At 44.6% G+C, this 20,887-nt stretch carries 25 protein-coding genes; 18 read left to right on the top strand and 7 right to left on the bottom strand.

Annotated elements, in window-relative coordinates; translation table 11 throughout:
• Positions 1–7: 7 nt before the first annotated feature.
• Positions 8–130 (bottom strand): hypothetical protein, encoded by a 123-nt coding sequence (locus tag MHI44_RS04540; RefSeq protein WP_003229671.1) that lies wholly within the window; start codon positions 128–130, stop codon positions 8–10.
• A gap of 77 nt (positions 131–207) precedes the next feature.
• On the opposite strand from MHI44_RS04540, the gene spo0B reads away from it, so the two are divergent.
• Genes spo0B through pheA form a run of 4 tightly spaced genes read left to right on the top strand, consistent with a single transcriptional unit; the run spans position 208 to position 3,484 of the window.
• A complete protein-coding gene (gene spo0B / locus MHI44_RS04535; RefSeq protein ID WP_004399131.1) occupies positions 208–786 on the top strand; it encodes a sporulation initiation phosphotransferase Sop0B in 579 nt (192 codons plus the stop codon).
• A 33-nt stretch (positions 787–819) separates the two neighbouring features.
• On the top strand, positions 820–2,106 hold the full coding sequence (obgE, locus tag MHI44_RS04530) for a GTPase ObgE (RefSeq protein ID WP_003246161.1): 1,287 nt from the start codon (positions 820–822) through the stop codon (positions 2,104–2,106).
• A 60-nt stretch (positions 2,107–2,166) separates the two neighbouring features.
• Positions 2,167–2,610 (top strand): transcriptional regulator ThrR, encoded by a 444-nt coding sequence (gene thrR / locus MHI44_RS04525; RefSeq protein ID WP_003222630.1) that lies wholly within the window; start codon positions 2,167–2,169, stop codon positions 2,608–2,610.
• Positions 2,611–2,626: 16 nt separating this feature from the next.
• Complete coding sequence (gene pheA, locus MHI44_RS04520) at positions 2,627–3,484, top strand: prephenate dehydratase (RefSeq protein ID WP_014477545.1); 858 nt, start codon at positions 2,627–2,629, stop codon at positions 3,482–3,484.
• Between the two features lie 23 nt (positions 3,485–3,507).
• Here the strand turns inward: pheA and MHI44_RS04515 are convergent, their stop codons facing one another.
• A complete protein-coding gene (locus MHI44_RS04515) occupies positions 3,508–4,050 on the bottom strand; it encodes a transcription repressor NadR (protein ID WP_004398582.1) in 543 nt (180 codons plus the stop codon).
• A complete protein-coding gene (nifS, locus tag MHI44_RS04510; protein WP_087614642.1) occupies positions 4,010–5,197 on the bottom strand; it encodes a cysteine desulfurase NifS in 1,188 nt (395 codons plus the stop codon). The genes MHI44_RS04515 and nifS overlap by 41 nt, the downstream gene beginning before the upstream one ends.
• Positions 5,198–5,299: 102 nt before the next feature.
• On the opposite strand from nifS, the gene nadB reads away from it, so the two are divergent.
• The 6 genes from nadB to MHI44_RS04480 all read left to right on the top strand — a co-directional run bounded on the left by nadB (position 5,300) and on the right by MHI44_RS04480 (position 11,660).
• A complete protein-coding gene (nadB, locus tag MHI44_RS04505; RefSeq protein WP_088326654.1) occupies positions 5,300–6,895 on the top strand; it encodes an L-aspartate oxidase in 1,596 nt (531 codons plus the stop codon).
• Positions 6,849–7,718, top strand: a complete 870-nt coding sequence (gene nadC / locus MHI44_RS04500) for a carboxylating nicotinate-nucleotide diphosphorylase (protein ID WP_087614640.1) — start codon at positions 6,849–6,851, stop codon at positions 7,716–7,718. Before nadB ends, nadC begins: the two co-directional genes overlap by 47 nt.
• Entirely contained in the window at positions 7,705–8,811 is a 1,107-nt protein-coding gene (gene nadA / locus MHI44_RS04495) for a quinolinate synthase NadA (RefSeq protein WP_003229691.1), read from the top strand. Before nadC ends, nadA begins: the two co-directional genes overlap by 14 nt.
• 116 nt (positions 8,812–8,927) lie before the next feature.
• Positions 8,928–10,091, top strand: a complete 1,164-nt coding sequence (gene safA / locus MHI44_RS04490; protein WP_339202974.1) for a spore coat assembly protein SafA — start codon at positions 8,928–8,930, stop codon at positions 10,089–10,091.
• A 147-nt stretch (positions 10,092–10,238) separates the two neighbouring features.
• Complete coding sequence (sgpA, locus tag MHI44_RS04485; RefSeq protein ID WP_003245996.1) at positions 10,239–10,835, top strand: spore germination protein SgpA; 597 nt, start codon at positions 10,239–10,241, stop codon at positions 10,833–10,835.
• Between the two features lie 102 nt (positions 10,836–10,937).
• Positions 10,938–11,660 (top strand): YebC/PmpR family DNA-binding transcriptional regulator, encoded by a 723-nt coding sequence (locus MHI44_RS04480; protein ID WP_041339264.1) that lies wholly within the window; start codon positions 10,938–10,940, stop codon positions 11,658–11,660.
• Positions 11,661–11,700: 40 nt separating this feature from the next.
• Here the strand turns inward: MHI44_RS04480 and MHI44_RS04475 are convergent, their stop codons facing one another.
• The 3 genes from MHI44_RS04475 to MHI44_RS04465 form a co-directional block, all read right to left on the bottom strand.
• Positions 11,701–13,155, bottom strand: coding sequence for an alanine/glycine:cation symporter family protein (locus MHI44_RS04475; RefSeq protein ID WP_339202972.1), 1,455 nt, complete (start codon positions 13,153–13,155; stop codon positions 11,701–11,703).
• A 163-nt stretch (positions 13,156–13,318) separates the two neighbouring features.
• A complete protein-coding gene (locus tag MHI44_RS04470; RefSeq protein ID WP_029727127.1) occupies positions 13,319–13,459 on the bottom strand; it encodes a hypothetical protein in 141 nt (46 codons plus the stop codon).
• A 6-nt stretch (positions 13,460–13,465) separates the two neighbouring features.
• A complete protein-coding gene (locus MHI44_RS04465) occupies positions 13,466–13,756 on the bottom strand; it encodes a DUF5412 family protein (protein WP_339202970.1) in 291 nt (96 codons plus the stop codon).
• Positions 13,757–13,840: 84 nt separating this feature from the next.
• Here MHI44_RS04465 and MHI44_RS04460 point away from each other — a divergent pair, with 84 nt between their 5' ends.
• On the top strand, positions 13,841–13,963 hold the full coding sequence (locus MHI44_RS04460; protein ID WP_003229707.1) for a hypothetical protein: 123 nt from the start codon (positions 13,841–13,843) through the stop codon (positions 13,961–13,963).
• Between the two features lie 45 nt (positions 13,964–14,008).
• Here MHI44_RS04460 and MHI44_RS04455 read toward each other — a convergent pair whose 3' ends face one another.
• Positions 14,009–14,656: a phosphotransferase gene (locus MHI44_RS04455; protein WP_003246159.1), complete on the bottom strand. Its 648-nt coding sequence runs from the start codon at positions 14,654–14,656 to the stop codon at positions 14,009–14,011.
• Between the two features lie 237 nt (positions 14,657–14,893).
• Here MHI44_RS04455 and iolG point away from each other — a divergent pair, with 237 nt between their 5' ends.
• From iolG to queA, 7 genes are all read left to right on the top strand, one after another.
• The gene (gene iolG, locus MHI44_RS04450) at positions 14,894–15,919 is read left to right on the top strand and encodes an inositol 2-dehydrogenase (RefSeq protein ID WP_338730639.1); all 1,026 of its coding nucleotides are present in this window, start codon (positions 14,894–14,896) and stop codon (positions 15,917–15,919) included.
• A 70-nt stretch (positions 15,920–15,989) separates the two neighbouring features.
• Positions 15,990–17,297: an MFS transporter gene (locus MHI44_RS04445; RefSeq protein WP_003246197.1), complete on the top strand. Its 1,308-nt coding sequence runs from the start codon at positions 15,990–15,992 to the stop codon at positions 17,295–17,297.
• A 47-nt stretch (positions 17,298–17,344) separates the two neighbouring features.
• Positions 17,345–17,857: a sporulation cell-cell signaling protein BofC gene (bofC, locus tag MHI44_RS04440; RefSeq protein WP_003229715.1), complete on the top strand. Its 513-nt coding sequence runs from the start codon at positions 17,345–17,347 to the stop codon at positions 17,855–17,857.
• Positions 17,858–17,995: 138 nt separating this feature from the next.
• Complete coding sequence (ruvA, locus tag MHI44_RS04435; protein ID WP_003229717.1) at positions 17,996–18,601, top strand: Holliday junction branch migration protein RuvA; 606 nt, start codon at positions 17,996–17,998, stop codon at positions 18,599–18,601.
• Positions 18,602–18,611: 10 nt separating this feature from the next.
• Positions 18,612–19,616 (top strand): Holliday junction branch migration DNA helicase RuvB, encoded by a 1,005-nt coding sequence (gene ruvB, locus MHI44_RS04430; RefSeq protein WP_003229718.1) that lies wholly within the window; start codon positions 18,612–18,614, stop codon positions 19,614–19,616.
• Positions 19,609–19,809 carry a DUF2905 domain-containing protein gene (locus MHI44_RS04425; protein ID WP_003222669.1) on the top strand — a complete coding sequence of 67 codons (201 nt, stop codon included), beginning with the start codon at positions 19,609–19,611 and terminating at the stop codon, positions 19,807–19,809. Before ruvB ends, MHI44_RS04425 begins: the two co-directional genes overlap by 8 nt.
• A gap of 29 nt (positions 19,810–19,838) precedes the next feature.
• Complete coding sequence (gene queA, locus MHI44_RS04420; RefSeq protein ID WP_003229723.1) at positions 19,839–20,867, top strand: tRNA preQ1(34) S-adenosylmethionine ribosyltransferase-isomerase QueA; 1,029 nt, start codon at positions 19,839–19,841, stop codon at positions 20,865–20,867.
• Positions 20,868–20,887 lie beyond the last annotated feature (20 nt).

Here is a 20,887-nt window from a genome sequence, read left to right as displayed (position 1 = left end):
AAACATCTCAAACCCACTGGATATGTTCCCCAAGCAGTAATACATAAAATGTTCTGCCTGGCTGCAAATCAACCAAAGCCAGAAAAAAGGAACATGATATTTCTGGGAAAAACAATTGTTTTTCTAACAAAGCCTTCTCTGTTATAATTCATAATACACACTTATACAGACTCCTAAATAAGAAATTAAATGATTGGGAGTGCGAAAATGAAGGATGTTTCAAAAAATCAAGAAGAAAATATAAGCGACACGGCATTAACAAACGAACTGATTCATCTGCTTGGCCATTCCCGGCATGATTGGATGAATAAGCTGCAGCTGATTAAAGGAAACTTAAGCTTACAGAAGTATGACCGTGTCTTTGAAATGATTGAAGAAATGGTTATAGACGCAAAGCACGAATCAAAGCTCTCAAACCTGAAAACACCGCATTTGGCGTTTGATTTTCTTACGTTTAATTGGAAAACCCATTATATGACGCTTGAATATGAAGTTCTCGGAGAAATTAAGGATTTGTCGGCTTATGATCAAAAGCTGGCGAAACTGATGAGAAAGCTGTTTCATCTGTTTGATCAAGCAGTCAGCAGAGAGAGTGAAAATCATTTAACGGTTTCGCTTCAAACGGATCATCCTGACAGACAGCTGATTCTGTACCTTGATTTTCACGGCGCCTTTGCCGATCCATCTGCTTTTGATGATATTCGGCAGAATGGATATGAGGACGTTGATATCATGCGTTTTGAAATCACGAGTCACGAATGTCTGATTGAAATTGGGTTGGACTAGCGGAGTTTTTAACGGTTTAGAACGGAGGACATTATGTTTGTAGATCAGGTCAAAGTATATGTAAAAGGCGGCGACGGCGGCAACGGTATGGTTGCGTTTCGCCGTGAAAAATATGTGCCGAAAGGCGGCCCTGCCGGCGGTGACGGAGGAAAGGGAGGAGACGTCGTTTTTGAAGTAGATGAAGGTCTCCGCACCCTGATGGATTTTAGATACAAAAAACACTTTAAAGCGATTCGCGGCGAGCATGGCATGTCCAAAAACCAGCACGGGCGAAATGCTGATGATATGGTCATTAAAGTTCCGCCGGGCACCGTTGTGACAGACGATGATACAAAACAGGTCATTGCTGATTTAACAGAGCACGGACAGCGGGCTGTCATTGCAAGAGGCGGAAGAGGCGGAAGAGGAAATAGCCGCTTTGCTACACCGGCTAATCCCGCGCCTCAGCTTTCAGAAAACGGCGAGCCGGGAAAAGAACGCTACATTGTTCTTGAATTAAAAGTGCTTGCAGATGTCGGACTTGTCGGGTTCCCGAGTGTGGGAAAATCTACTTTGCTGTCTGTTGTCTCATCTGCAAAACCGAAAATTGCGGACTATCACTTTACAACGCTTGTCCCGAATCTCGGCATGGTTGAAACGGATGACGGACGCAGCTTTGTCATGGCTGATTTGCCGGGGCTGATTGAAGGCGCACACCAAGGCGTCGGACTGGGCCACCAGTTTTTGCGCCATATTGAACGGACGAGGGTTATTGTTCATGTCATTGACATGTCAGGCTTAGAAGGCCGTGATCCATATGATGATTATCTTACGATTAACCAGGAGCTGAGCGAGTACAATCTGCGTCTCACTGAGCGTCCGCAAATTATCGTTGCAAATAAAATGGACATGCCGGAGGCTGCGGAAAATCTCGAAGCCTTTAAAGAAAAGCTGACGGATGATTATCCGGTATTCCCGATCAGTGCGGTGACAAGAGAAGGTCTGCGTGAGCTTCTGTTTGAGGTTGCCAATCAGCTTGAGAACACACCGGAATTCCCGCTGTATGACGAGGAAGAGCTTACACAAAACCGTGTCATGTACACGATGGAAAATGAAGAAGTGCCATTTAACATTACACGCGATCCAGACGGTGTATTTGTGCTTTCAGGAGACAGCCTTGAGCGGTTATTCAAGATGACTGATTTCTCACGTGATGAATCGGTTAAACGGTTTGCAAGACAGATGCGCGGAATGGGTGTTGATGAAGCACTCAGAGAACGCGGAGCCAAGGATGGAGATATAATCAGGCTTCTGGAATTTGAATTTGAATTTATTGATTAATGAATGTTGGCTGAAAAGAGAGCCTGGTGCCAGGCTCTCTATTTTAAAGGGGGGATGCAAATGAAAGAGGAGACATTTTATCTTGTCCGTGAAGATGTATTGCCCGATGCAATGAGAAAAACATTAGAAGTCAAAAAGCTGCTTGATCGAAAAAAAGCAGATTCAGTAGCAGATGCCGTTCAAAAGGTCGATTTAAGCAGAAGTGCGTTTTATAAATACAGGGATGCTGTTTTTCCATTCTACACCATGGTAAAAGAACAAATTATCACACTTTTCTTTCATTTGGAGGATAGGTCAGGTGCGTTATCTCAGCTTCTTCAGGCGGTAGCTGATTCTGGAAGCAACGTTCTTTCCATTCACCAGACCATTCCGCTTCAAGGCAGAGCAAATGTGACACTGTCTATCAGTACGTCGGCAATGGAAGAAGACATTCATACATTAATGAATAAGCTCAGGAAGTTTGATTTTGTAGAAAAGGTTGAAATATTAGGTTCAGGTGCATAAGGGAGAGAAAATCGTCATGAAAGTCGGTTATTTAGGTCCAGCAGCTACATTTACACATCTAGCAGTCAGTTCTTGTTTTCAAAACGGCGCCGAACATGTTGCTTACCGCACCATTCCGGAGTGTATAGATGCAGCCGTTGCAGGCGAAGTTGATTTTGCTTTTGTTCCTTTGGAAAATGCATTAGAAGGATCTGTTAATCTAACAATAGACTATTTAATACATGAACAGCCCTTGCCAATCGTGGGTGAAATGACGTTGCCGATTCATCAGCACTTGCTCGTCCATCCCTCTAGAGAGAATGCATGGAAAGAGCTCGACAAAATTTACTCACATTCACACGCGATTGCGCAATGCCATAAATTTCTTCATCGACATTTTCCTTCGGTTCCATATGAATACGCCAATTCTACCGGGGCGGCAGCAAAGTTTGTCAGTGACCATCCCGAGCTGAATATCGGGGTCATTGCCAATGATATGGCAGCTTCTACATACGAATTAAAAATCGTGAAACGGGATATACAGGATTATAGGGACAATCATACAAGATTTGTTATCCTGTCTCCTGATGAAAACATATCTTTTGAAGTGAATTCAAAATTGAGCTCTAGGCCCAAAACGACCTTAATGGTCATGCTGCCGCAGGATGATCAGTCCGGGGCGCTGCATAGAGTGCTGTCTGCATTTTCTTGGAGAAATTTAAACTTGTCAAAAATTGAGTCACGTCCGACTAAAACCGGATTAGGCCATTATTTCTTTATTATTGATATTGAAAAAGCGTTTGATGATGTATTGATTCCAGGGGCCATGCAGGAGCTTGAAGCGCTCGGCTGCAAAGTGAAGCTCCTGGGTGCATACCAGTCTTACCAATTATAAAAAAGCCCTCTAGAGGGCTTTTTTTAGTCTTTAATTAAAATGCCGGCTTCTTCGAGGGCTTGGCAAGCTTGATCGATGCGATGTTCATCAGGTGCTGTCAGTGTATGCAGGTGCACGCCGTCGGTCAGCTGTGATAAGTAGGCAGCATTCGTAGAATTGATTTTTTTAATGAAATGGCTAACTTCCTTCCGGGTGCCTACTTGGATGGCTGCAGTTAAATCTCCATACACGGGATGCTCGATTTTTACGTCTTTTACTGTAACGCCTTCGTCGACGATGAGCTGCAGTTCCTCTTCTGTCCGTTCAGGACCGTGCAGACATGCTATGATTCTTTCTGCCTGCTGGTGCTGCTGAGCGGCTGCATCCATGTATACATATCCTTGGCTTGTGGCGATAATCGGTACATTTTTCGCTTTCAAGAGCGATATATCCTGTACAATAACCTGTCTTGAAACGTTCGCTTTTTTTGCGAGTTCTCCTCCTGTCAGCGGTGATTTAGATTCCTTCAGCCACAGAAGAAGCTGGTCACGCCTGTTGGCGCCCATTAGCTTTAATTCTTCGGTCAATATCAAATTCTCCTTTCTTTTGTTCCCAAAGCACTGTAAACATATGTAATAACTGTTCCAGCTGTTCAGCTGTTGTATGCCTGCCAAAAGAGATGCGGATAAATTGCAGAGCTTCTTGTTCGGTTTTTCTTAGTGCTTTCATTGTTTCAGACGGACCGTGGTAACCTGCAGAACAAGCGCTGCCGGTTGAAATGCAAATATTACTCCGATTACATTCTAACATAACATATTGTCCTTCAAATGAGTGAAAAAAACACCCTATAATATGCGGAAGACATTCTGCTTGCGAAGTGTCTGCCGCAAGGGTTACAGGGAGAGACCGAATACGGATTTGGTCTAGAAAGTATGTTCTTAATGCCTCATTGCGGGATATCTGTTTTTCCATTTCGCTTACGATCAATTCTGCAGCGGCAGTGAAGGCACCGATCCCGGGAACATTTACGGTGCCGGCTCTGAATCCGTATTCGTGAGTAGTCAGAGGATAAACGGGTTTCCAAGGGACATCCGGCCGGATATAGACCGCCCCTACTCCTTTAGGACCGTGGATTTTATGGCTGGACATTGAGAGTGCATCTACTCCCAGATTTTTTGTATTGATCGGGATCTTTCCAAACGTTTGAACAGCGTCGCAATGAAGAAGAATCCCCTTATTGTGCAGGTATGAAGACAGGTGTTGAATGGGCTGAATGATCCCGGTTTCAGAATTTGCATGCTGAATAGATACAAGGCCTGTTTCCGGCCGGATATGGGCTAGTAAGATTTCCTCGGTAATAAGCCCGTATTCATTCGGTTCAATGACTGTTACATCATATCCCTGCTGTTCCAAAAAAGCAGCGCAATTGTGAATGGACTGATGCTCCATGGCAGTCGTAATAAAATGTCTTTTCGTTTTTGGCAGGCCGTTTAGTAATGATTGAATGGCCAGAAAATTGGATTCAGTGCCGCCGCTTGTAAAATAGATGCCGCTTGCTTCTCCGCCAATGATGTTGGCGATTTTTTCACGGCAGTACTCCAGTATGTGCTTTGCTTTTCCTCCTGCATCATGCAGGCTGCTGGCATTTCCGTACATATCCATACTAAGCTTCTGATATACAGTAAGGGCTTCCTCACAAATAGGCGTTGTCGCTGCATAATCTAAATAAATCATCCGGTCTTCCTCCATCCGTTCTCCATAAAAAACTCTTGAGTTTATTTTATCCTTGTGTAAATATAGGTGTCAAGACAGGTGTAAACAACAGGAGGATGGCATATGTCTAAAAAGACGATTGCAGTCATCGGTTCAGGGGCGGCGGCACTTTCCTTAGCTGCAGCTTTCCCGCCCTCATACGAAGTGACTGTTATCACAAAAAAAAGCGTCAAAAACAGCAATTCTGTCTATGCACAAGGCGGGATTGCTGCGGCCTATGCAAAAGATGACTCGATTGAAGCCCATCTGGAGGATACGTTATACGCAGGGTGCGGCCATAATAATCTAGCTATTGCAGCAGACGTATTACATGATGGAAAAATGATGGTTCAAAGCCTATTGGAGCGTGGATTTCCATTCGACCGCAATGAGCGAGGCGGTGTTTGTCTTGGAAGAGAAGGGGCCCACTCATACAACCGCATATTTCATGCAGGCGGAGACGCAACAGGCAGGCTGCTTATCGATTATTTGCTCAAACGGATCAACAGCAAAATCAAGTTAATCGAGAATGAAACGGCAGCAGATTTGCTTATAGAGGACGGACGATGTATCGGCGTCATGACAAAAGACAGCAAAGGGCGGCTCAAGGTAAGGCACGCAGACGAAGTTGTGCTGGCTGCCGGCGGCTGTGGAAACCTGTTTCTTCACCATACGAATGATCTCACTGTCACAGGTGACGGTCTTTCTCTGGCTTACCGGGCCGGAGCGGAATTAACGGATTTGGAGTTTACTCAGTTTCACCCGACACTGCTTGTGAAAAATGGTGTTTCCTACGGGCTTGTTTCAGAAGCTGTCAGAGGGGAAGGCGGATGTTTAGTAGACGAAAACGGCCGCAGGATTATGGCTGAACGGCATCCTTTAGGTGACCTGGCTCCAAGAGATATTGTCTCACGGGTTATTCACGAAGAAATGGCAAAAGGAAATCGCGTTTATATAGACTTCAGTGCGATTTCTGATTTTGAAACGCGTTTCCCTACCATCACCGCTATTTGTGAAAAAGCAGGGATTGATATCCACAGCGGAAAAATTCCTGTTGCTCCGGGAATGCATTTCTTAATGGGAGGTGTTTCAGTTAATCGCTGGGGAGAAACAACAGTGCCGGGGCTTTATGCAATTGGCGAGACAGCATGCTCCGGTTTACATGGAGCAAACCGGCTTGCAAGCAATTCTTTATTGGAAGCGCTGGTATTTGGAAAAAGGGCAGCAGAGCATATTATCCAAAAACCGGTTTATAACAGGCAATATCAATCAGGGCTAGAAACCAGTGTCTTTTACAAGGTGCCGGATATAGAGGGGCATGAACTGCAAAGCAAAATGACAAGCCACATGTCTATTCTGCGGGAACAAAGCAGTTTGATTGAGCTTAGCATCTGGCTTCATACGCTGCCTTTTCAGGAAGTAAATGTGAAGGATATCACAATTCGGCAGATGGAACTTTCTCATCTATGGCAAACTGCAAAGCTGATGACGTTTTCTGCGCTTTTGCGGGAGGAAAGCAGAGGGGCTCACTTCCGCACCGATTTTCCTCATGCTGAGGTGAGCTGGCAAGGAAGACAAATTGTCCATACAAAAAAAGGAACGAAGATCAGAAAAAACGAGGGGATTTGGAACAATGAATCATTTACAGCTGAAAAAATTACTGAATCACTTTTTTCTTGAGGATATTGGGACAGGGGATCTTACATCGCAGTCTATTTTTGGAGAACAGAGCTGTGAAGCGGAGATTGTTGCAAAGTCAGTGGGTATTTTTGCAGGAGCAGCGATCATAAAAGAAGGCTTTTCGTTATTGGACGAAAATGTTCAAATCATTTTACACAAAAAAGATGGGGACATGTTGCATAAAGGTGAAGTGATTGCCGAGTTACACGGTCCCGCAGCTGCGCTCCTTTCAGGAGAGCGGGTCGTATTAAATCTTATTCAGAGGCTGTCAGGAATTGCGACAATGACAAGAGAGGCTGTTCGGTGTCTGGATGATGAACAGATTAAAATTTGTGACACGAGAAAAACAACACCGGGGCTCAGAATGCTGGAGAAATATGCTGTCAGAGCCGGCGGCGGGTATAATCATCGATTCGGTTTGTATGACGGCATCATGATTAAAGATAATCATATCGCAGCATGCGGCTCTATTTTAGAGGCGTGCAAAAAAGCCCGTCAGGCCGCAGGGCACATGGTAAATATCGAGGTGGAAATTGAAACGGAGGAACAGCTGCGGGAAGCAATTGCAGCTGGAGCGGATGTTATTATGTTTGACAACTGTCCGCCTGATACGGTCCGTCATTTTGCAAAGCTCACACCGGCTAATATAAAAACTGAAGCCTCTGGCGGGATTACGTTAGAATCTTTGCCTGCTTTTAAAGGGACGGGTGTGAATTATATTTCATTAGGATTTCTGACTCATTCCGTCAAAAGTTTAGATATCAGCATGGATGTTACGTTATCAAATGAATCTGTGGAGGAATGCTGTTATGTCAATTCTTGATGTGATCAAACAATCGAATGATATGATGCCCGAAAGTTATAAAGAACTATCGAGAAAGGATATGGAAACGCGCGTTGCCGCCATTAAGAAAAAGTTCGGCAGCAGGCTCTTTATACCAGGCCATCATTATCAAAAGGATGAAGTGATACAATTTGCTGACCAAACAGGCGACTCCCTGCAATTGGCCCAAGTAGCGGAAAAAAACAAAGAAGCGGATTATATCGTATTTTGCGGCGTTCACTTTATGGCAGAAACCGCCGATATGCTGACAAGCGAGCAGCAAACGGTCGTCCTGCCAGATATGAGAGCTGGATGTTCTATGGCTGACATGGCTGACATGCAGCAGACCAATAGGGCATGGAAGAAGCTTCAGCATATATTTGGAGATACGATCATACCTTTAACTTATGTGAACTCCACTGCGGAGATCAAGGCATTCGTCGGAAAGCATGGCGGAGCAACTGTAACTTCTTCGAATGCGAAAAAAGTGCTTGAATGGGCGTTTACACAGAAAAAAAGAATTTTATTTTTGCCTGATCAGCATTTAGGGAGAAATACGGCTTATGATCTGGGCATTGCGCTTGAAGATATGGCTGTGTGGGATCCGATGAAAGATGAATTAGTAGCTGAATCCGGGCATACGAATGTGAAAGTGATTTTGTGGAAAGGGCATTGCTCTGTTCACGAGAAATTCACCACTAAAAATATCCATGATATGAGAGAGCGAGACCCCGACATTCAGATCATTGTGCACCCGGAATGTTCACACGAAGTCGTGACACTAAGCGATGATAACGGATCAACGAAATATATTATCGACACAATCAACCAGGCTCCGGCGGGAAGCAAGTGGGCAATCGGGACAGAAATGAATCTTGTTCAGCGGATCATTCACGAGCATCCAGATAAACAAATCGAATCACTCAACCCTGACATGTGCCCTTGCCTGACAATGAACCGAATTGATTTGCCGCATTTGTTGTGGTCGCTGGAACAAATTGAAAAAGGAGAACCTTCAGGCGTCATCAAGGTGCCAAAAGCCATTCAGGAAGATGCACTCCTTGCTCTGAATCGAATGCTTTCGATCACGTAGATCAGAAATATTTTCCCTTCCTTTACTCATAACTTCTTTTGTTCAGGCATATGTTGTGAAGAAACATATTGTAATCACAGCTGAACTGTTCACGTTTTGCATAGGAGGGGAAAACGTTGAAAATCCATATCGTTCAAAAAGGCGATTCGCTCTGGAAAATAGCTGAAAAGTACGGAGTCGATGTTGAGGAAGTGAAAAAACTCAATACACAGCTTAGCAATCCAGACTTAATCATGCCTGGAATGAAAATAAAAGTGCCGTCAGAAGGAGTCCCGGTCAGAAAAGAGCCAAAAGCGGGCAAAAGTCCTGCGGCCGGGAGTGTGAAGCAAGAACATCCATATGCGAAAGAGAAGCCTAAATCCGTTGTCGATGTAGAAGACACAAAGCCGAAAGAAAAGAAGTCCATGCCGTATGTCCCGCCGATGCCTAATTTGCAGGAAAATGTGTACCCTGAAGCTGATGTGAACGATTATTATGATATGAAACAGCTTTTCCAGCCTTGGTCGCCTCCTAAACCGGAGGAGCCGAAAAAACATCATGACGGAAATATGGATCATATGTATCATATGCAAGACCAATTTCCACAACAGGAGGCTATGAGTAATATGGAAAATGCAAATTATCCGAATATGCCTAATATGCCAAAGGCGCCAGAGGTAGGCGGTGTAGAAGAGGAAAACGTTCATCACACAGTTCCGAATATGCCGATACCGGCTGTTCAGCCTTATTATCATTATCCGGCTCATTTCGTACCGTGTCCGGTGCCTGTTTCGCCAATTCTTCCAGGATCAGGATTATGCTATCCGTACTATCCGGCACAGGCTTATCCAATGCATCCGATGCATGGATACCAGCCAGGCTTTGTATCGCCTCAGTATGACCCGGGTTATGAAAACCAGCATCATGAAAACAGCCATCACGGACATTACGGTTCATACGGTGCGCCGCAATACGCATCTCCGGCTTATGGATCTCCGTATGGACATATGCCGTATGGCCCTTATTACGGCACTCCCCAAGTAATGGGAGCATATCAGCCTGCTGCGGCTCATGGTTACATGCCATACAAAGATCATGACGACTGCGGCTGTGACGGTGATCATCAGCCATATTTCTCTGCGCCTGGCCATTCGGGAATGGGAGCTTATGGAAGCCCTAATATGCCATATGGCACAGCTAACCCAAATCCAAACCCATATTCGGCAGGAGTTTCTATGCCAATGACGAACCAGCCTTCTGTAAACCAAATGTTTGGCCGTCCGGAAGAAGAAAATGAGTGATCGTTCGGAACGATGTAAATCGTTCCTTTTTTTGTTTTCAAGCAGATCACTGCCAAATGGAGAGAACTGACACGCTTAACATGCCCCCCATACGCACATGATAAAAGCGAGCAAACATGCTCAATTCGTCCACGGGGGGTTTTTCCATTGGGTAAAAAAATGACGATCGCTAGCCTGATTCTAATGACAGCCGGCTTAACAGCATGCGGAGCAAACGATAATGCTATGAATGATACGCGCAATAACGGCAATACCCGTCCAATCGGATATTATACAAATGAAAATGACGCCGATAGACAGGGAGACGGAATCGACCATGATGGTCCTGTTTCTGAATTAATGGAGGATCAGAACGACGGTAACCGAAACACCACGAATGTAAATAACCGTGACCGTGTTACTGCTGACGATCGTGTTCCTTTGGCAACTGACGGAACATATAACAACACGAATAACCGAAACATGAATCGGAATGCAGCGAACAACGGGTATGACAACCAAGAAAACAGAAGACTGGCTGCAAAAATTGCCAACCGTGTGAAACAAGTGAAAAACGTCAATGACACACAAGTTATGGTATCGGATGACCGAGTAGTTATCGCAGTCAAAAGCCACAGAGAGTTCACAAAGTCTGACAGAGATAATGTCGTAAAAGCAGCGCGCAACTATGCAAATGGCCGTGACGTCCAAGTATCAACAGATAAAGGGCTGTTCAGAAAACTTCATAAAATGAACAACCGCTAGGAAGGAAGGGCTGCCGGAAGTGATATTCGGCAGCCTTTTTCTTTGCATCAGCGAACATTTCCCATTAAAGTGTACATAGAAAATGTAAAAGAAGGTGAAAACATGGCAGGCCATTCCAAGTGGAAAAACATTCAAAAAAGAAAAAATGCACAGGATGCAAAGCGCGGCAAAATATTTATGAAGCTGGCAAAAGAAATCTATGTGGCAGCGAAAGAAGGCGGAGCGGATCCAGAAGCTAATTCAGCATTGCGTCTTGTCATCGAAAAAGCAAAAGGCGCCAATATGCCGAATGAAAATATAGATCGGGCCATTAAAAAAGCTGCGGGAGGCCAAGATGGAAGCAGCTATGAAGAAATCACCTATGAAGGCTACGGCCCTTCAGGGATTGCCGTCATGGTTGAATGCGTAACAGATAATAAAAACCGAACGGCGTCAAATGTGCGGACAGCCTTTAATAAAAATGGCGGAAGTCTGGGAGAAAGCGGATGTGTAGCCTTTTTATTTGAACGGAAGGGTTTCATTACGATAGACCGCACTGAACGGCAAATAGAAGAAGATGAGCTCATGCTTGATGTGCTTGAAGCAGGAGGAGAAGAGCTGCGAATTGAAGAAGACCTATATGAGGTTTTCACAGAGCCTGAGCATTTTGAAGAGGTGAAAACAGCCCTCGAATCGAAATATCCAATTTCTTCGGCGGAGGTGACCATGCTTCCCAATACCTATGCAGATGCCGATGATCAGGCTGTTGAGAAGCTGGAAACATTAATAGACATCCTTGAAGATGACGATGATGTTCAAGAAGTGTATACAAACTATCGCTCATAAAAAACCGGCACGAGGTCATATCGGGCCGGTTTTAGTATGTTCAGGAGACACGTTCACTATCATGAGTGTATTCTTTCTCCCAGAAATCAGCGTTTTTGATACCCAGCGCTTTTGGATCAAAGACCGGGTCTAAGCCCTGCTTCTTTTGGCGCTCATAATCCTTTAAAGCAAGAAGCGCCGGCTTGGCCAGCAGCACAATGGCAATGACGTTCAGCCATACCATAATGCCAAGCCCTGCATCCCCTAATGCCCAAGCAAGTGAAGCTGTTTTCACAGTACCATAGAATGTGGCGGCTAAAATAATCAGTTTTAAGCCAAGCATTGCCCATTTGCTTTCTCTGCCTCGTGCTAAATAGGCGATATTTGTTTCTGCGATGTAGTAATACGCCATAATTGTTGTAAAAGCGAAGAAGAATAAAGCGATGGCAACAAAGCCTGCACCGAATCCGGGAAGAACACTGTCAATTGCCGCTTGTGTGAAACCAGGTCCTGCTTCTACGCCTTTAAGCTGATGAACGATAAAGGAACCATCTGCAGCCTGGGTATTGTACATGCCGGTAAACAAGATCATGAAAGCTGTAGCGGAACATACAAACAAGGTGTCAATATAAACAGAAAATGCCTGAACCAGTCCCTGCTTGACCGGATGAGAAACCTCTGCAGCGGCTGCCGGATGCGGGCCTGTTCCCTGGCCGGCTTCGTTTGAGTAAATGCCACGTTTAACGCCCCAGGAAATCGCCATGCCGATCAAGCCGCCAAAAGCGGAATCCAATGCAAAGGCGCTTTTGAATATTAATGAGAGCACAGCAGGTAATTCAGACACATTCATGACAATAATAATCAAAGACAGCAGGATATATCCAATGGCCATAAATGGAACAATCATTTGCGCCGCATTGGCAATTCGTTTGACGCCGCCAAAAATAATAAACCCTAATAATAAAACCAGACCGCACCCTGTGACGAAAGGAGAGATGCCGAATGCATTTTGGATCCCAGCCGCAATGGAGTTGGACTGTACGCCTGGCATTAGAAAGGCCATCGCAATAAGGGCAGCAGCGGCAAATAAGACGGCAAACCACTTAATGCCTAAGCCTTTTTCTATATAATAAGCAGGGCCGCCCCGATATTGACCGTCTTGTTTCACTTTGTAAATTTGAGCAAGTGTTGATTCTACAAAGGCACTCGCCGCACCGATAAAGGCAATCGCCCACATCCAGAACACCGCACCGGGTCCGCCGAATGCAATTGCTGTCGCCACTCCCGCGATGTTTCCTGTGCCCACACGGCCGGACAGCGCAATCGATAACGCTTGGAAAGATGAAACGCCGGCTTCAGAGCTCTTGCCTTTGAACATCTGAACAATCATTTCTTTTAAATGTCGGACTTGTAAAAAACGGGTCATAATTGAAAAGGCGAATCCAATTCCCAATAAAATATAAATGACGGGCGTACTCCATAAGACCGCATTCAAACTAGCAACAAAATCTGCCATCAAGCTTCCCCCTCACTTCAAATTCGAATACATGTATAAAAAGGATTTTGGTCTAATCGAACTATTTCTACAATCGATTTGTCACATTATATGACCTGTAATTAACAATAAGAAGAGGAAGGGAAAAAGAAAAAACGCGGCGTATCGACTACGCTGCGTTTTTCTACAGAGGCAAACTTATGGCAATTGTTATAAAATCCTTCAGCAACAAATAGCCTAGTTCAGTCAAACCGTATATAAAGGATAAAGCAATCACAAAATGATTGAAATGCTTGTCATCATTTGTTCCGTTCATCTTATTCATGTTTCATCACCTCACTGACGCCTGCGGCGGTTCTTCACGGATCCAATGATCATCTTTTCGCCAATCATACGTTTCACCAGTATCAAGATGTAAAGTCTGATTGCCGATTTTCACTGTATTGTGATTGATCCACGTCACTGCTGGGCGGCTGTCCGGGTAATTCCAGTAGATTGTTCTCTTGACAAGTGTTTTTTCATTTACAAGTTCACCTCTGGCTGCATCTAAGCTCAAGGTGTTTTCGGTCTTAATGTGACTCTCTCCCTTTTTTTCTCTCATTTTACTATATATCGGATTCATATGATCTTTACATTTCTTTAAAATTACCTTAATAAAGCAATGATAAGATGAAATAAAGCCAATAAAGGGTGAGGGGAGACAGAAATGGAAAAAACGTATTGTCATTCCGGCGAGAAGGACCCAGAAGCGGTCTACTTAACTGTGAGAGGCTATCGAATTAAGCTGTCGCCTGAACAAATGAAACTGATTTCTGCCGTCAGAAAGTAAAAAATACATGATAAAGGCAGCCGCTTGTGCGGCTGCCTTTTTGATTTAAGAATATTTTCTTTTCCGCTGTGCGAAATGCTTTTGAAACCAATCTTTCTTATATAAAAATGCGATGATCTCCAGCCAAAAACCCGGAATCTTTTTGGGGAATATCGGTTTTTTGTAGAGTGCATGATATGCGGATTTTAAGTCGTCCCACTGCGTGCATGTTTTTGTCTGCTCAAATCTCGCAACATCAATCACCCGCACCGCCCCGGTTTCTGTCAATATCAGATTCCGCAAATGAATATCTGACGGGTTCAGTCCGGCTGCCCGGGCGTCAGAAAGCGCTTCTTCAACCTGCTGAATCATGTCATCACTGATTGCAATGCCTTTCTTCAGACAGTTATAAAAGGTTTCACCTTTAATATATTCCATGAGAATAAATGAATCGCCAGTTTCGTAAATGTCAGGATAGAATGCGGACCCGGCTAATTTTTCATAGATCGCTGCTTCTTTGACTGCTGTCGCTTGATATTCCGGAAAAAATACTTTCAGCGCCATTTTTCGACCGCCTTCTGTTAAGGCAAACACATAGGCGCTTCTTCCCTTGCCGATTAGTGTTAATTCCTCGGATTTCTCTTTGACTTTATCAAATCTGCTGTTCTTGCGGTATATGACGGTATGGGCCAGTGCCTCTGCTTTTGTCAGCATTTCATTCACCTTCTTTGCTCTATTTTATGCAGCTGTTTATAGGAAAATCATAAACTGTTCAGGAAAAAGAGCCTAATTCTAGTGTATCTGGTCTTGAAGAAGAAGGCTACTTATAAGCATGAATTGTGATAAAAGAGACATAGAACGTTTAATTTCCATTCTTGAAAAGCGCTTACAAATGGGATAGTATTAATTTTAAATAAAGCGCTTTCGTGAATGATCAAGGGGGAAGAAGCCATGACAAAACAGATTGTGACAGGGATTATCGGTGCAGGCCGCATCGGCAAACTTCATGTTCAAAATATAAGCCGGATTCCTCACATGAAAATAAAAGCAGTCTCTGACATTCAGGCAAGCCGTATAAAAAGCTGGGCCGACAGTCATCAGATTGAATACATAACCTCTGATTATCGTGATTTATTACATGATCCTGATATTGATGCTATTTTTATTTGCTCTCCTACAGCCGTACATGCACAGATGATCAAAGAAGCAGCCGAGGCGAAAAAGCATATATTTTGTGAGAAGCCCGTTAGTTTCTCTCTGGAAGAAACGAGTGAAGCGCTTGCGGCTGTCCGGAAACACGGGGTAACACTTCAAGTCGGATTTAACCGCCGCTTTGATCCTCATTTTAAGAAAATCAAAACGATTGTTGAAAATGGTGAAATTGGTACACCTCATTTATTAAAAATCACGTCCCGTGACCCAGAACCCCCGAATATAGATTATGTCCGTACGTCAGGCGGATTGTTTATGGATATGTCGATCCATGATTTTGATATGGCCAGATATATTATGGGAAGCGAAGTGACGGAAGTGTATGCCAAAGGGGCGGCTTTGGTGAATCCTTCTTTTGCGGAGCTGGGTGATATTGATACAGCTGTTATTACACTGACTTTTGAAAACGGTGCCATGGCTGTGATTGATAACAGCCGCCAAGCTGTGTACGGATATGACCAGCGGGTTGAGGTTTTCGGGACGAAAGGCTCTGCAGCGGCTGACAATAGCAGGCCGACAACGGTTGAGGTGTCAACAGCTGATTTTGTGATGAAGGATAAACCGCATTTCTTTTTCCTTGAACGCTATAAGGATTCATATGAGGAGGAGATTCTCCGTTTTGCAGAAGCGATCGGCACAAACCAGGAGACTCCCTGCACCGGCAATGACGGTTTACAGGCCGGAAGGATCGCCAGAGCAGCACAGCAATCGCTTGCTTTTGGCATGCCTGTCAGCATTGAGCACACTGAAAAAATCGCTTTTTAATCTAACAGGATTACAATTCAGCAAGCTTGGGTATATACTCCATTGATACTTTAAGTAGGCGGTGGAGAAAATGAATACAGTACATGCTAAAGGAAATGTTTTGAACAAAATCGGAATTCCTTCTCACATGGTTTGGGGTTATATTGGCGTTGTCATCTTTATGGTTGGAGACGGCCTCGAACAAGGCTGGCTGTCTCCTTTTCTCGTTGATCATGGTCTCAGTATGCAGCAATCCGCATCGTTATTTACCATGTACGGCATTGCTGTCACCATCTCAGCTTGGCTTTCAGGAACGTTTGTCCAAACTTGGGGGCCGAGAAAAACGATGACTGTCGGATTGCTTGCATTTATCCTCGGTTCGGCCGCTTTTATCGGCTGGGCGATTCCTCATATGTATTATCCGGCTCTCTTGGGCAGCTATGCTCTTAGAGGCTTGGGATATCCGCTGTTTGCATACTCTTTTCTCGTATGGGTGTCATACAGCACCTCTCAAAATATTCTCGGCAAAGCCGTCGGCTGGTTTTGGTTTATGTTTACGTGCGGCCTTAACGTGCTGGGCCCGTTCTATTCCAGCTATGCAGTTCCGGCCTTTGGAGAAATCAATACGCTTTGGAGCGCTTTACTGTTTGTGGCGGCAGGCGGAATTCTTGCCTTATTTTTTAACAAAGATAAATTTACTCCGATACAAAAACAAGATCAGCCGAAATGGAAAGAACTGTCGAAGGCATTTACGATTATGTTTGAAAACCCTAAGGTAGGCATCGGCGGAGTGGTCAAGACGATTAATGCGATAGGACAATTTGGATTTGCCATCTTTCTTCCTACTTATTTAGCACGATACGGGTATTCGGTTTCGGAATGGCTGCAAATATGGGGGACGCTGTTTTTTGTGAATATTGTGTTTAATATCATTTTCGGTGCAGTCGGAGATAAACTTGGCTGGCGCAATACGGTCATGTGGTTTGGCGGTGTCGGATGCGGTATTTTTACGCTGGCGCTGTATTACACGCCTCAGCTGATCGGGCATCAGTATTGGGTGCTCATGATTATCGCCTGCTGCTACGGCGCGGCTTTAGCAGGGTACGTTCCATTAAGCGCGCTTTTGCCGACGCTTGCACCTGATAATAAAGGTGCTGCCATGTCAGTGTTGAATTTGGGATCTGGTTTATGTGCGTTTATCGCGCCGGGCATCGTGAGTCTTTTCATTGGGCCGCTCGGTGCAGGCGGCGTGATTTGGATCTTTGCGGCATTGTATTTTTTCAGTGCCTTTCTGACGCGATTCTTGACAATTTCTGAGCAAAGCACAGATGTGTATACGGAGGAACGGTTTGTCAGGGAAAATGTGCAGACAAATTTTGATAAAACGGTTAAGCAGTAGCCTCTTTGGTCAAACTAATCATAAACGTGTGCAAAGAGGTGTAGAGGGTGAAACGATTCAGCACGGCGTATCTTTTGCTGGGCATTCTTTGCTCAGCGGCAGTATTTTTAATAGGAGCTCCTTCCCGCGCACTTGGCGCGGAAGTGGAGCACTATGAGCCGCTGCAGGTGCATGTGCAGCTTGAAAAGGTGTATTTGGACGGCGATGTCAGCATTGAGCATAAGCATGAAAAAGTGTTTTCTATGGATGATTTTTGGGCAGCTTATGCCGGATGGACGCTTGTGGAACAAAAAAAGGGATATGTGCTCTTCCGGAAGCAAATGGACGATATTTCTCCGCTCAGCAAGGTCAACGGGTATATCGGTGTATCGGATAATGGAGTGATTTCTACTTTTCATGGGCGGCCTGAGCCAGCTTCCGAACCAATTCAGTCTTTTTTTCAAATTGATTTAGAAAGGCTGGAAAGCCATATGCAAAAAAATCTGCTGAAAGGCATTCCATTTCGGACAAAAGCGGAGTTTGAGGATGTCATCGAACATATGAAGACATACAGCGGGTAACGTCCGCTGATTGAAGACATGTATTCATGTCTTTTTTTTCGTGAAAGAATGAGAGAGAAGCGAACATATGTTAACTTTTCTATAAGACTTTGGCTGTTTTTATGGTACAATGAAGAACAGTCAAAGAGGTGAATTTGCGTGATTGAATTTGTTAAAGGGACGATTGATTATGTATCTCCCCAATATATTGTCATAGAGAACGGCGGCATCGGCTATCAGATTTTCACGCCGAATCCGTTTATATATAAGGAGAGAAGCCAGGAAACGATTTTTACATACCATCATATCAGAGAGGATGCTTTTTCGCTTTACGGTTTTTCAACAAGAGAGGAGAAGGCGCTCTTTACAAAGCTGTTAAACGTGACCGGAATTGGCCCGAAAGGAGCACTTGCCATCTTGGGCTCGGGTGATCCCGGAGCGGTCATCCAAGCAATTGAAAATGAAGATGAAGCTTTTTTGGTCAAGTTTCCTGGAGTAGGAAAGAAAACCGCACGCCAGATTATTCTAGATTTAAAAGGAAAGCTGGCAGATGTTGTGCCTGAAATGATTGAAAATCTGTTTAATCATGAAGAAAGGCTTGAAAAGCAAACAGCGGAAACGGCTCTTGAAGAAGCACTTGAAGCCCTCAGGGTTCTCGGATATGCTGAAAAAGAAATCAAAAAGGTGCTTCCTCACCTTAAAGAAGAAATTGGGCTGACAACAGACCAATATGTGAAAAAAGCATTACAAAAACTATTAAAGTAAGGTGATGTTCATGGATGAACGGCTCGTCTCAAGTGAAGCAGACAACCATGAATCAGTGATAGAGCAAAGCCTGAGGCCGCAAAATCTGGCACAGTATATCGGGCAGCATAAGGTAAAAGAAAATTTGCGCGTGTTTATAGATGCGGCGAAAATGAGACAGGAGACGCTGGATCATGTTCTTCTGTACGGGCCGCCCGGACTCGGAAAAACAACGCTTGCTTCGATTGTTGCTAATGAAATGGGAGTGGAATTGCGGACGACATCAGGGCCTGCGATTGAAAGGCCTGGTGATTTGGCTGCTATATTAACGGCGCTGGAACCGGGAGATGTATTATTTATTGATGAAATACATAGGCTGCACAGATCGATCGAAGAGGTGCTTTATCCTGCAATGGAAGACTTTTGCCTGGACATTGTGATTGGCAAAGGCCCATCTGCCCGCTCGGTTCGCCTCGACCTTCCGCCTTTTACGCTGGTGGGAGCCACGACGAGGGTGGGGCTTTTGACGGCTCCTTTAAGAGACAGATTCGGCGTAATGTCTCGCCTTGAGTACTATACACAAGAAGAACTGGCGGATATTGTCACAAGAACCGCTGATGTATTCGAGGTTGAGATTGATAAACCGTCGGCTCTTGAAATTGCAAGAAGATCGAGAGGGACGCCCCGCGTGGCGAACCGCCTGCTGAGAAGGGTGCGCGATTTCGCCCAAGTGCTGGGTGACAGCAGGATTACGGAAGACATTTCTCAGAATGCGCTGGAGCGGCTTCAGGTTGACCGCCTCGGTTTGGATCATATTGATCATAAGCTGCTGATGGGCATGATCGAAAAATTCAACGGCGGCCCAGTAGGCCTTGATACGATTTCAGCTACCATCGGCGAGGAATCGCATACGATTGAAGACGTATATGAACCATATCTGCTGCAAATTGGATTTATACAAAGAACGCCGCGTGGAAGGATCGTGACACCGGCCGTTTATCATCATTTCCAAATGGAGGCTCCCCGATATGACTGAATTTCCTAAGATCATTATGATTCTTGGTGCTGTTTTGCTTATTATCGGAGCAGTTTTGCATTTTGTCGGCAAGATGCCGGGAGATATTTTTGTAAAAAAAGGAAATGTCACGTTTTTCTTCCCGGTTGTCACTTGTATTATTATAAGTGTGGTATTATCAATTTTGCTTAATCTTTTTGGCAGAATGAAATAACAAAAGACTAGAATAAAGGTGAAATCATCATGAAAGTCGATTTATTTGATTTTGAACTACCAGAACGTTTAATTGCACAAGTACCGTTGGAGCAGCGTGATGCTTCAAGGCTGATGGTGCTCGATAAACATACAGGAGAGCTTACTGACAGCTCGTTTAAACACATTATCAGCTTCTTTAACGAAGGCGATTGTCTAGTCCTGAACAATACCCGGGTACTGCCTGCGCGGTTATTCGGCACAAAAGAGGATACCGGCGCGAAAGTGGAACTTCTTTTGTTGAAACAGGAAACCGGTGATAAATGGGAAACACTTGCCAAACCGGCGAAACGGGTGAAAAAAGGAACTGTTGTCACATTTGGAGACGGAAGATTGAAGGCAATCTGCACGGAAGAGCTTGAGCACGGCGGCAGAAAGATGGAATTTCAATATGACGGTATTTTCTACGAGGTGCTTGAATCCCTTGGAGAGATGCCGCTCCCTCCATATATCAAAGAACAGCTTGATGACAAAGAGCGCTACCAGACAGTGTATTCAAAAGAAATCGGCTCTGCTGCTGCGCCTACAGCTGGCCTTCACTTCACGGAAGAAATCTTACAGCAGCTGAAAGACAAAGGCGTGCAAATTGAGTTCATCACACTGCACGTAGGCCTTGGAACGTTTCGCCCTGTGAGTGCCGATGAAGTGGAAGAGCATAATATGCATGCAGAGTTTTATCAAATGTCAGAAGAAACGGCTGCAGCCTTAAACAAAGTAAGAGAAAATGGCGGTCGGATCATTTCTGTCGGCACGACCTCGACACGCACGCTTGAGACGATTGCCGGGGAACATGACGGGCAATTTAAAGCATCAAGCGGCTGGACATCTATTTTTATTTATCCGGGCTATGAATTTAAAGCCATTGACGGAATGATTACAAACTTCCATTTGCCGAAATCGTCATTGATTATGCTGGTCAGCGCGCTTGCTGGAAGAGAAAACATTCTGCGTGCCTATAACCATGCAGTGGAAGAGGAATACCGTTTCTTCAGCTTCGGAGACGCGATGCTGATTATATAATTTGAGAACAGGAGGCCTCA

Origin of the sequence: Bacillus sp. FSL K6-1366, from assembly GCF_037976695.1 — a bacterium.
Lineage (GTDB): Bacteria > Bacillota > Bacilli > Bacillales > Bacillaceae > Bacillus > Bacillus subtilis.
This window is presented reverse-complemented; position numbering and strand designations above follow the sequence as displayed.

Bases quoted from the DNA above. Each gene is read 5' to 3' on its own strand.
- spo0B (WP_004399131.1), top strand. From the start codon at position 208: ATGAAGGATGTTTCAAAAAATCAAGAAGAAAATATAAGCGACACGGCA.
- obgE (WP_003246161.1), top strand. From the start codon at position 820: ATGTTTGTAGATCAGGTCAAAGTATATGTAAAAGGCGGCGACGGCGGC.
- thrR (WP_003222630.1), top strand. From the start codon at position 2,167: ATGAAAGAGGAGACATTTTATCTTGTCCGTGAAGATGTATTGCCCGAT.
- pheA (WP_014477545.1), top strand. From the start codon at position 2,627: ATGAAAGTCGGTTATTTAGGTCCAGCAGCTACATTTACACATCTAGCA.
- nifS (WP_087614642.1), bottom strand. From the start codon at position 5,197: ATGATTTATTTAGATTATGCAGCGACAACGCCTATTTGTGAGGAAGCC.
- nadB (WP_088326654.1), top strand. From the start codon at position 5,300: ATGTCTAAAAAGACGATTGCAGTCATCGGTTCAGGGGCGGCGGCACTT.
- nadC (WP_087614640.1), top strand. From the start codon at position 6,849: ATGAATCATTTACAGCTGAAAAAATTACTGAATCACTTTTTTCTTGAG.
- nadA (WP_003229691.1), top strand. From the start codon at position 7,705: ATGTCAATTCTTGATGTGATCAAACAATCGAATGATATGATGCCCGAA.
- MHI44_RS04480 (WP_041339264.1), top strand. From the start codon at position 10,938: ATGGCAGGCCATTCCAAGTGGAAAAACATTCAAAAAAGAAAAAATGCA.
- MHI44_RS04475 (WP_339202972.1), bottom strand. From the start codon at position 13,155: ATGGCAGATTTTGTTGCTAGTTTGAATGCGGTCTTATGGAGTACGCCC.
- MHI44_RS04470 (WP_029727127.1), bottom strand. From the start codon at position 13,459: ATGAATAAGATGAACGGAACAAATGATGACAAGCATTTCAATCATTTT.
- MHI44_RS04465 (WP_339202970.1), bottom strand. From the start codon at position 13,756: ATGAATCCGATATATAGTAAAATGAGAGAAAAAAAGGGAGAGAGTCAC.
- MHI44_RS04460 (WP_003229707.1), top strand. From the start codon at position 13,841: ATGGAAAAAACGTATTGTCATTCCGGCGAGAAGGACCCAGAAGCGGTC.
- MHI44_RS04455 (WP_003246159.1), bottom strand. From the start codon at position 14,656: ATGCTGACAAAAGCAGAGGCACTGGCCCATACCGTCATATACCGCAAG.
- iolG (WP_338730639.1), top strand. From the start codon at position 14,894: ATGACAAAACAGATTGTGACAGGGATTATCGGTGCAGGCCGCATCGGC.
- MHI44_RS04445 (WP_003246197.1), top strand. From the start codon at position 15,990: ATGAATACAGTACATGCTAAAGGAAATGTTTTGAACAAAATCGGAATT.
- ruvB (WP_003229718.1), top strand. From the start codon at position 18,612: ATGGATGAACGGCTCGTCTCAAGTGAAGCAGACAACCATGAATCAGTG.
- MHI44_RS04425 (WP_003222669.1), top strand. From the start codon at position 19,609: ATGACTGAATTTCCTAAGATCATTATGATTCTTGGTGCTGTTTTGCTT.
- queA (WP_003229723.1), top strand. From the start codon at position 19,839: ATGAAAGTCGATTTATTTGATTTTGAACTACCAGAACGTTTAATTGCA.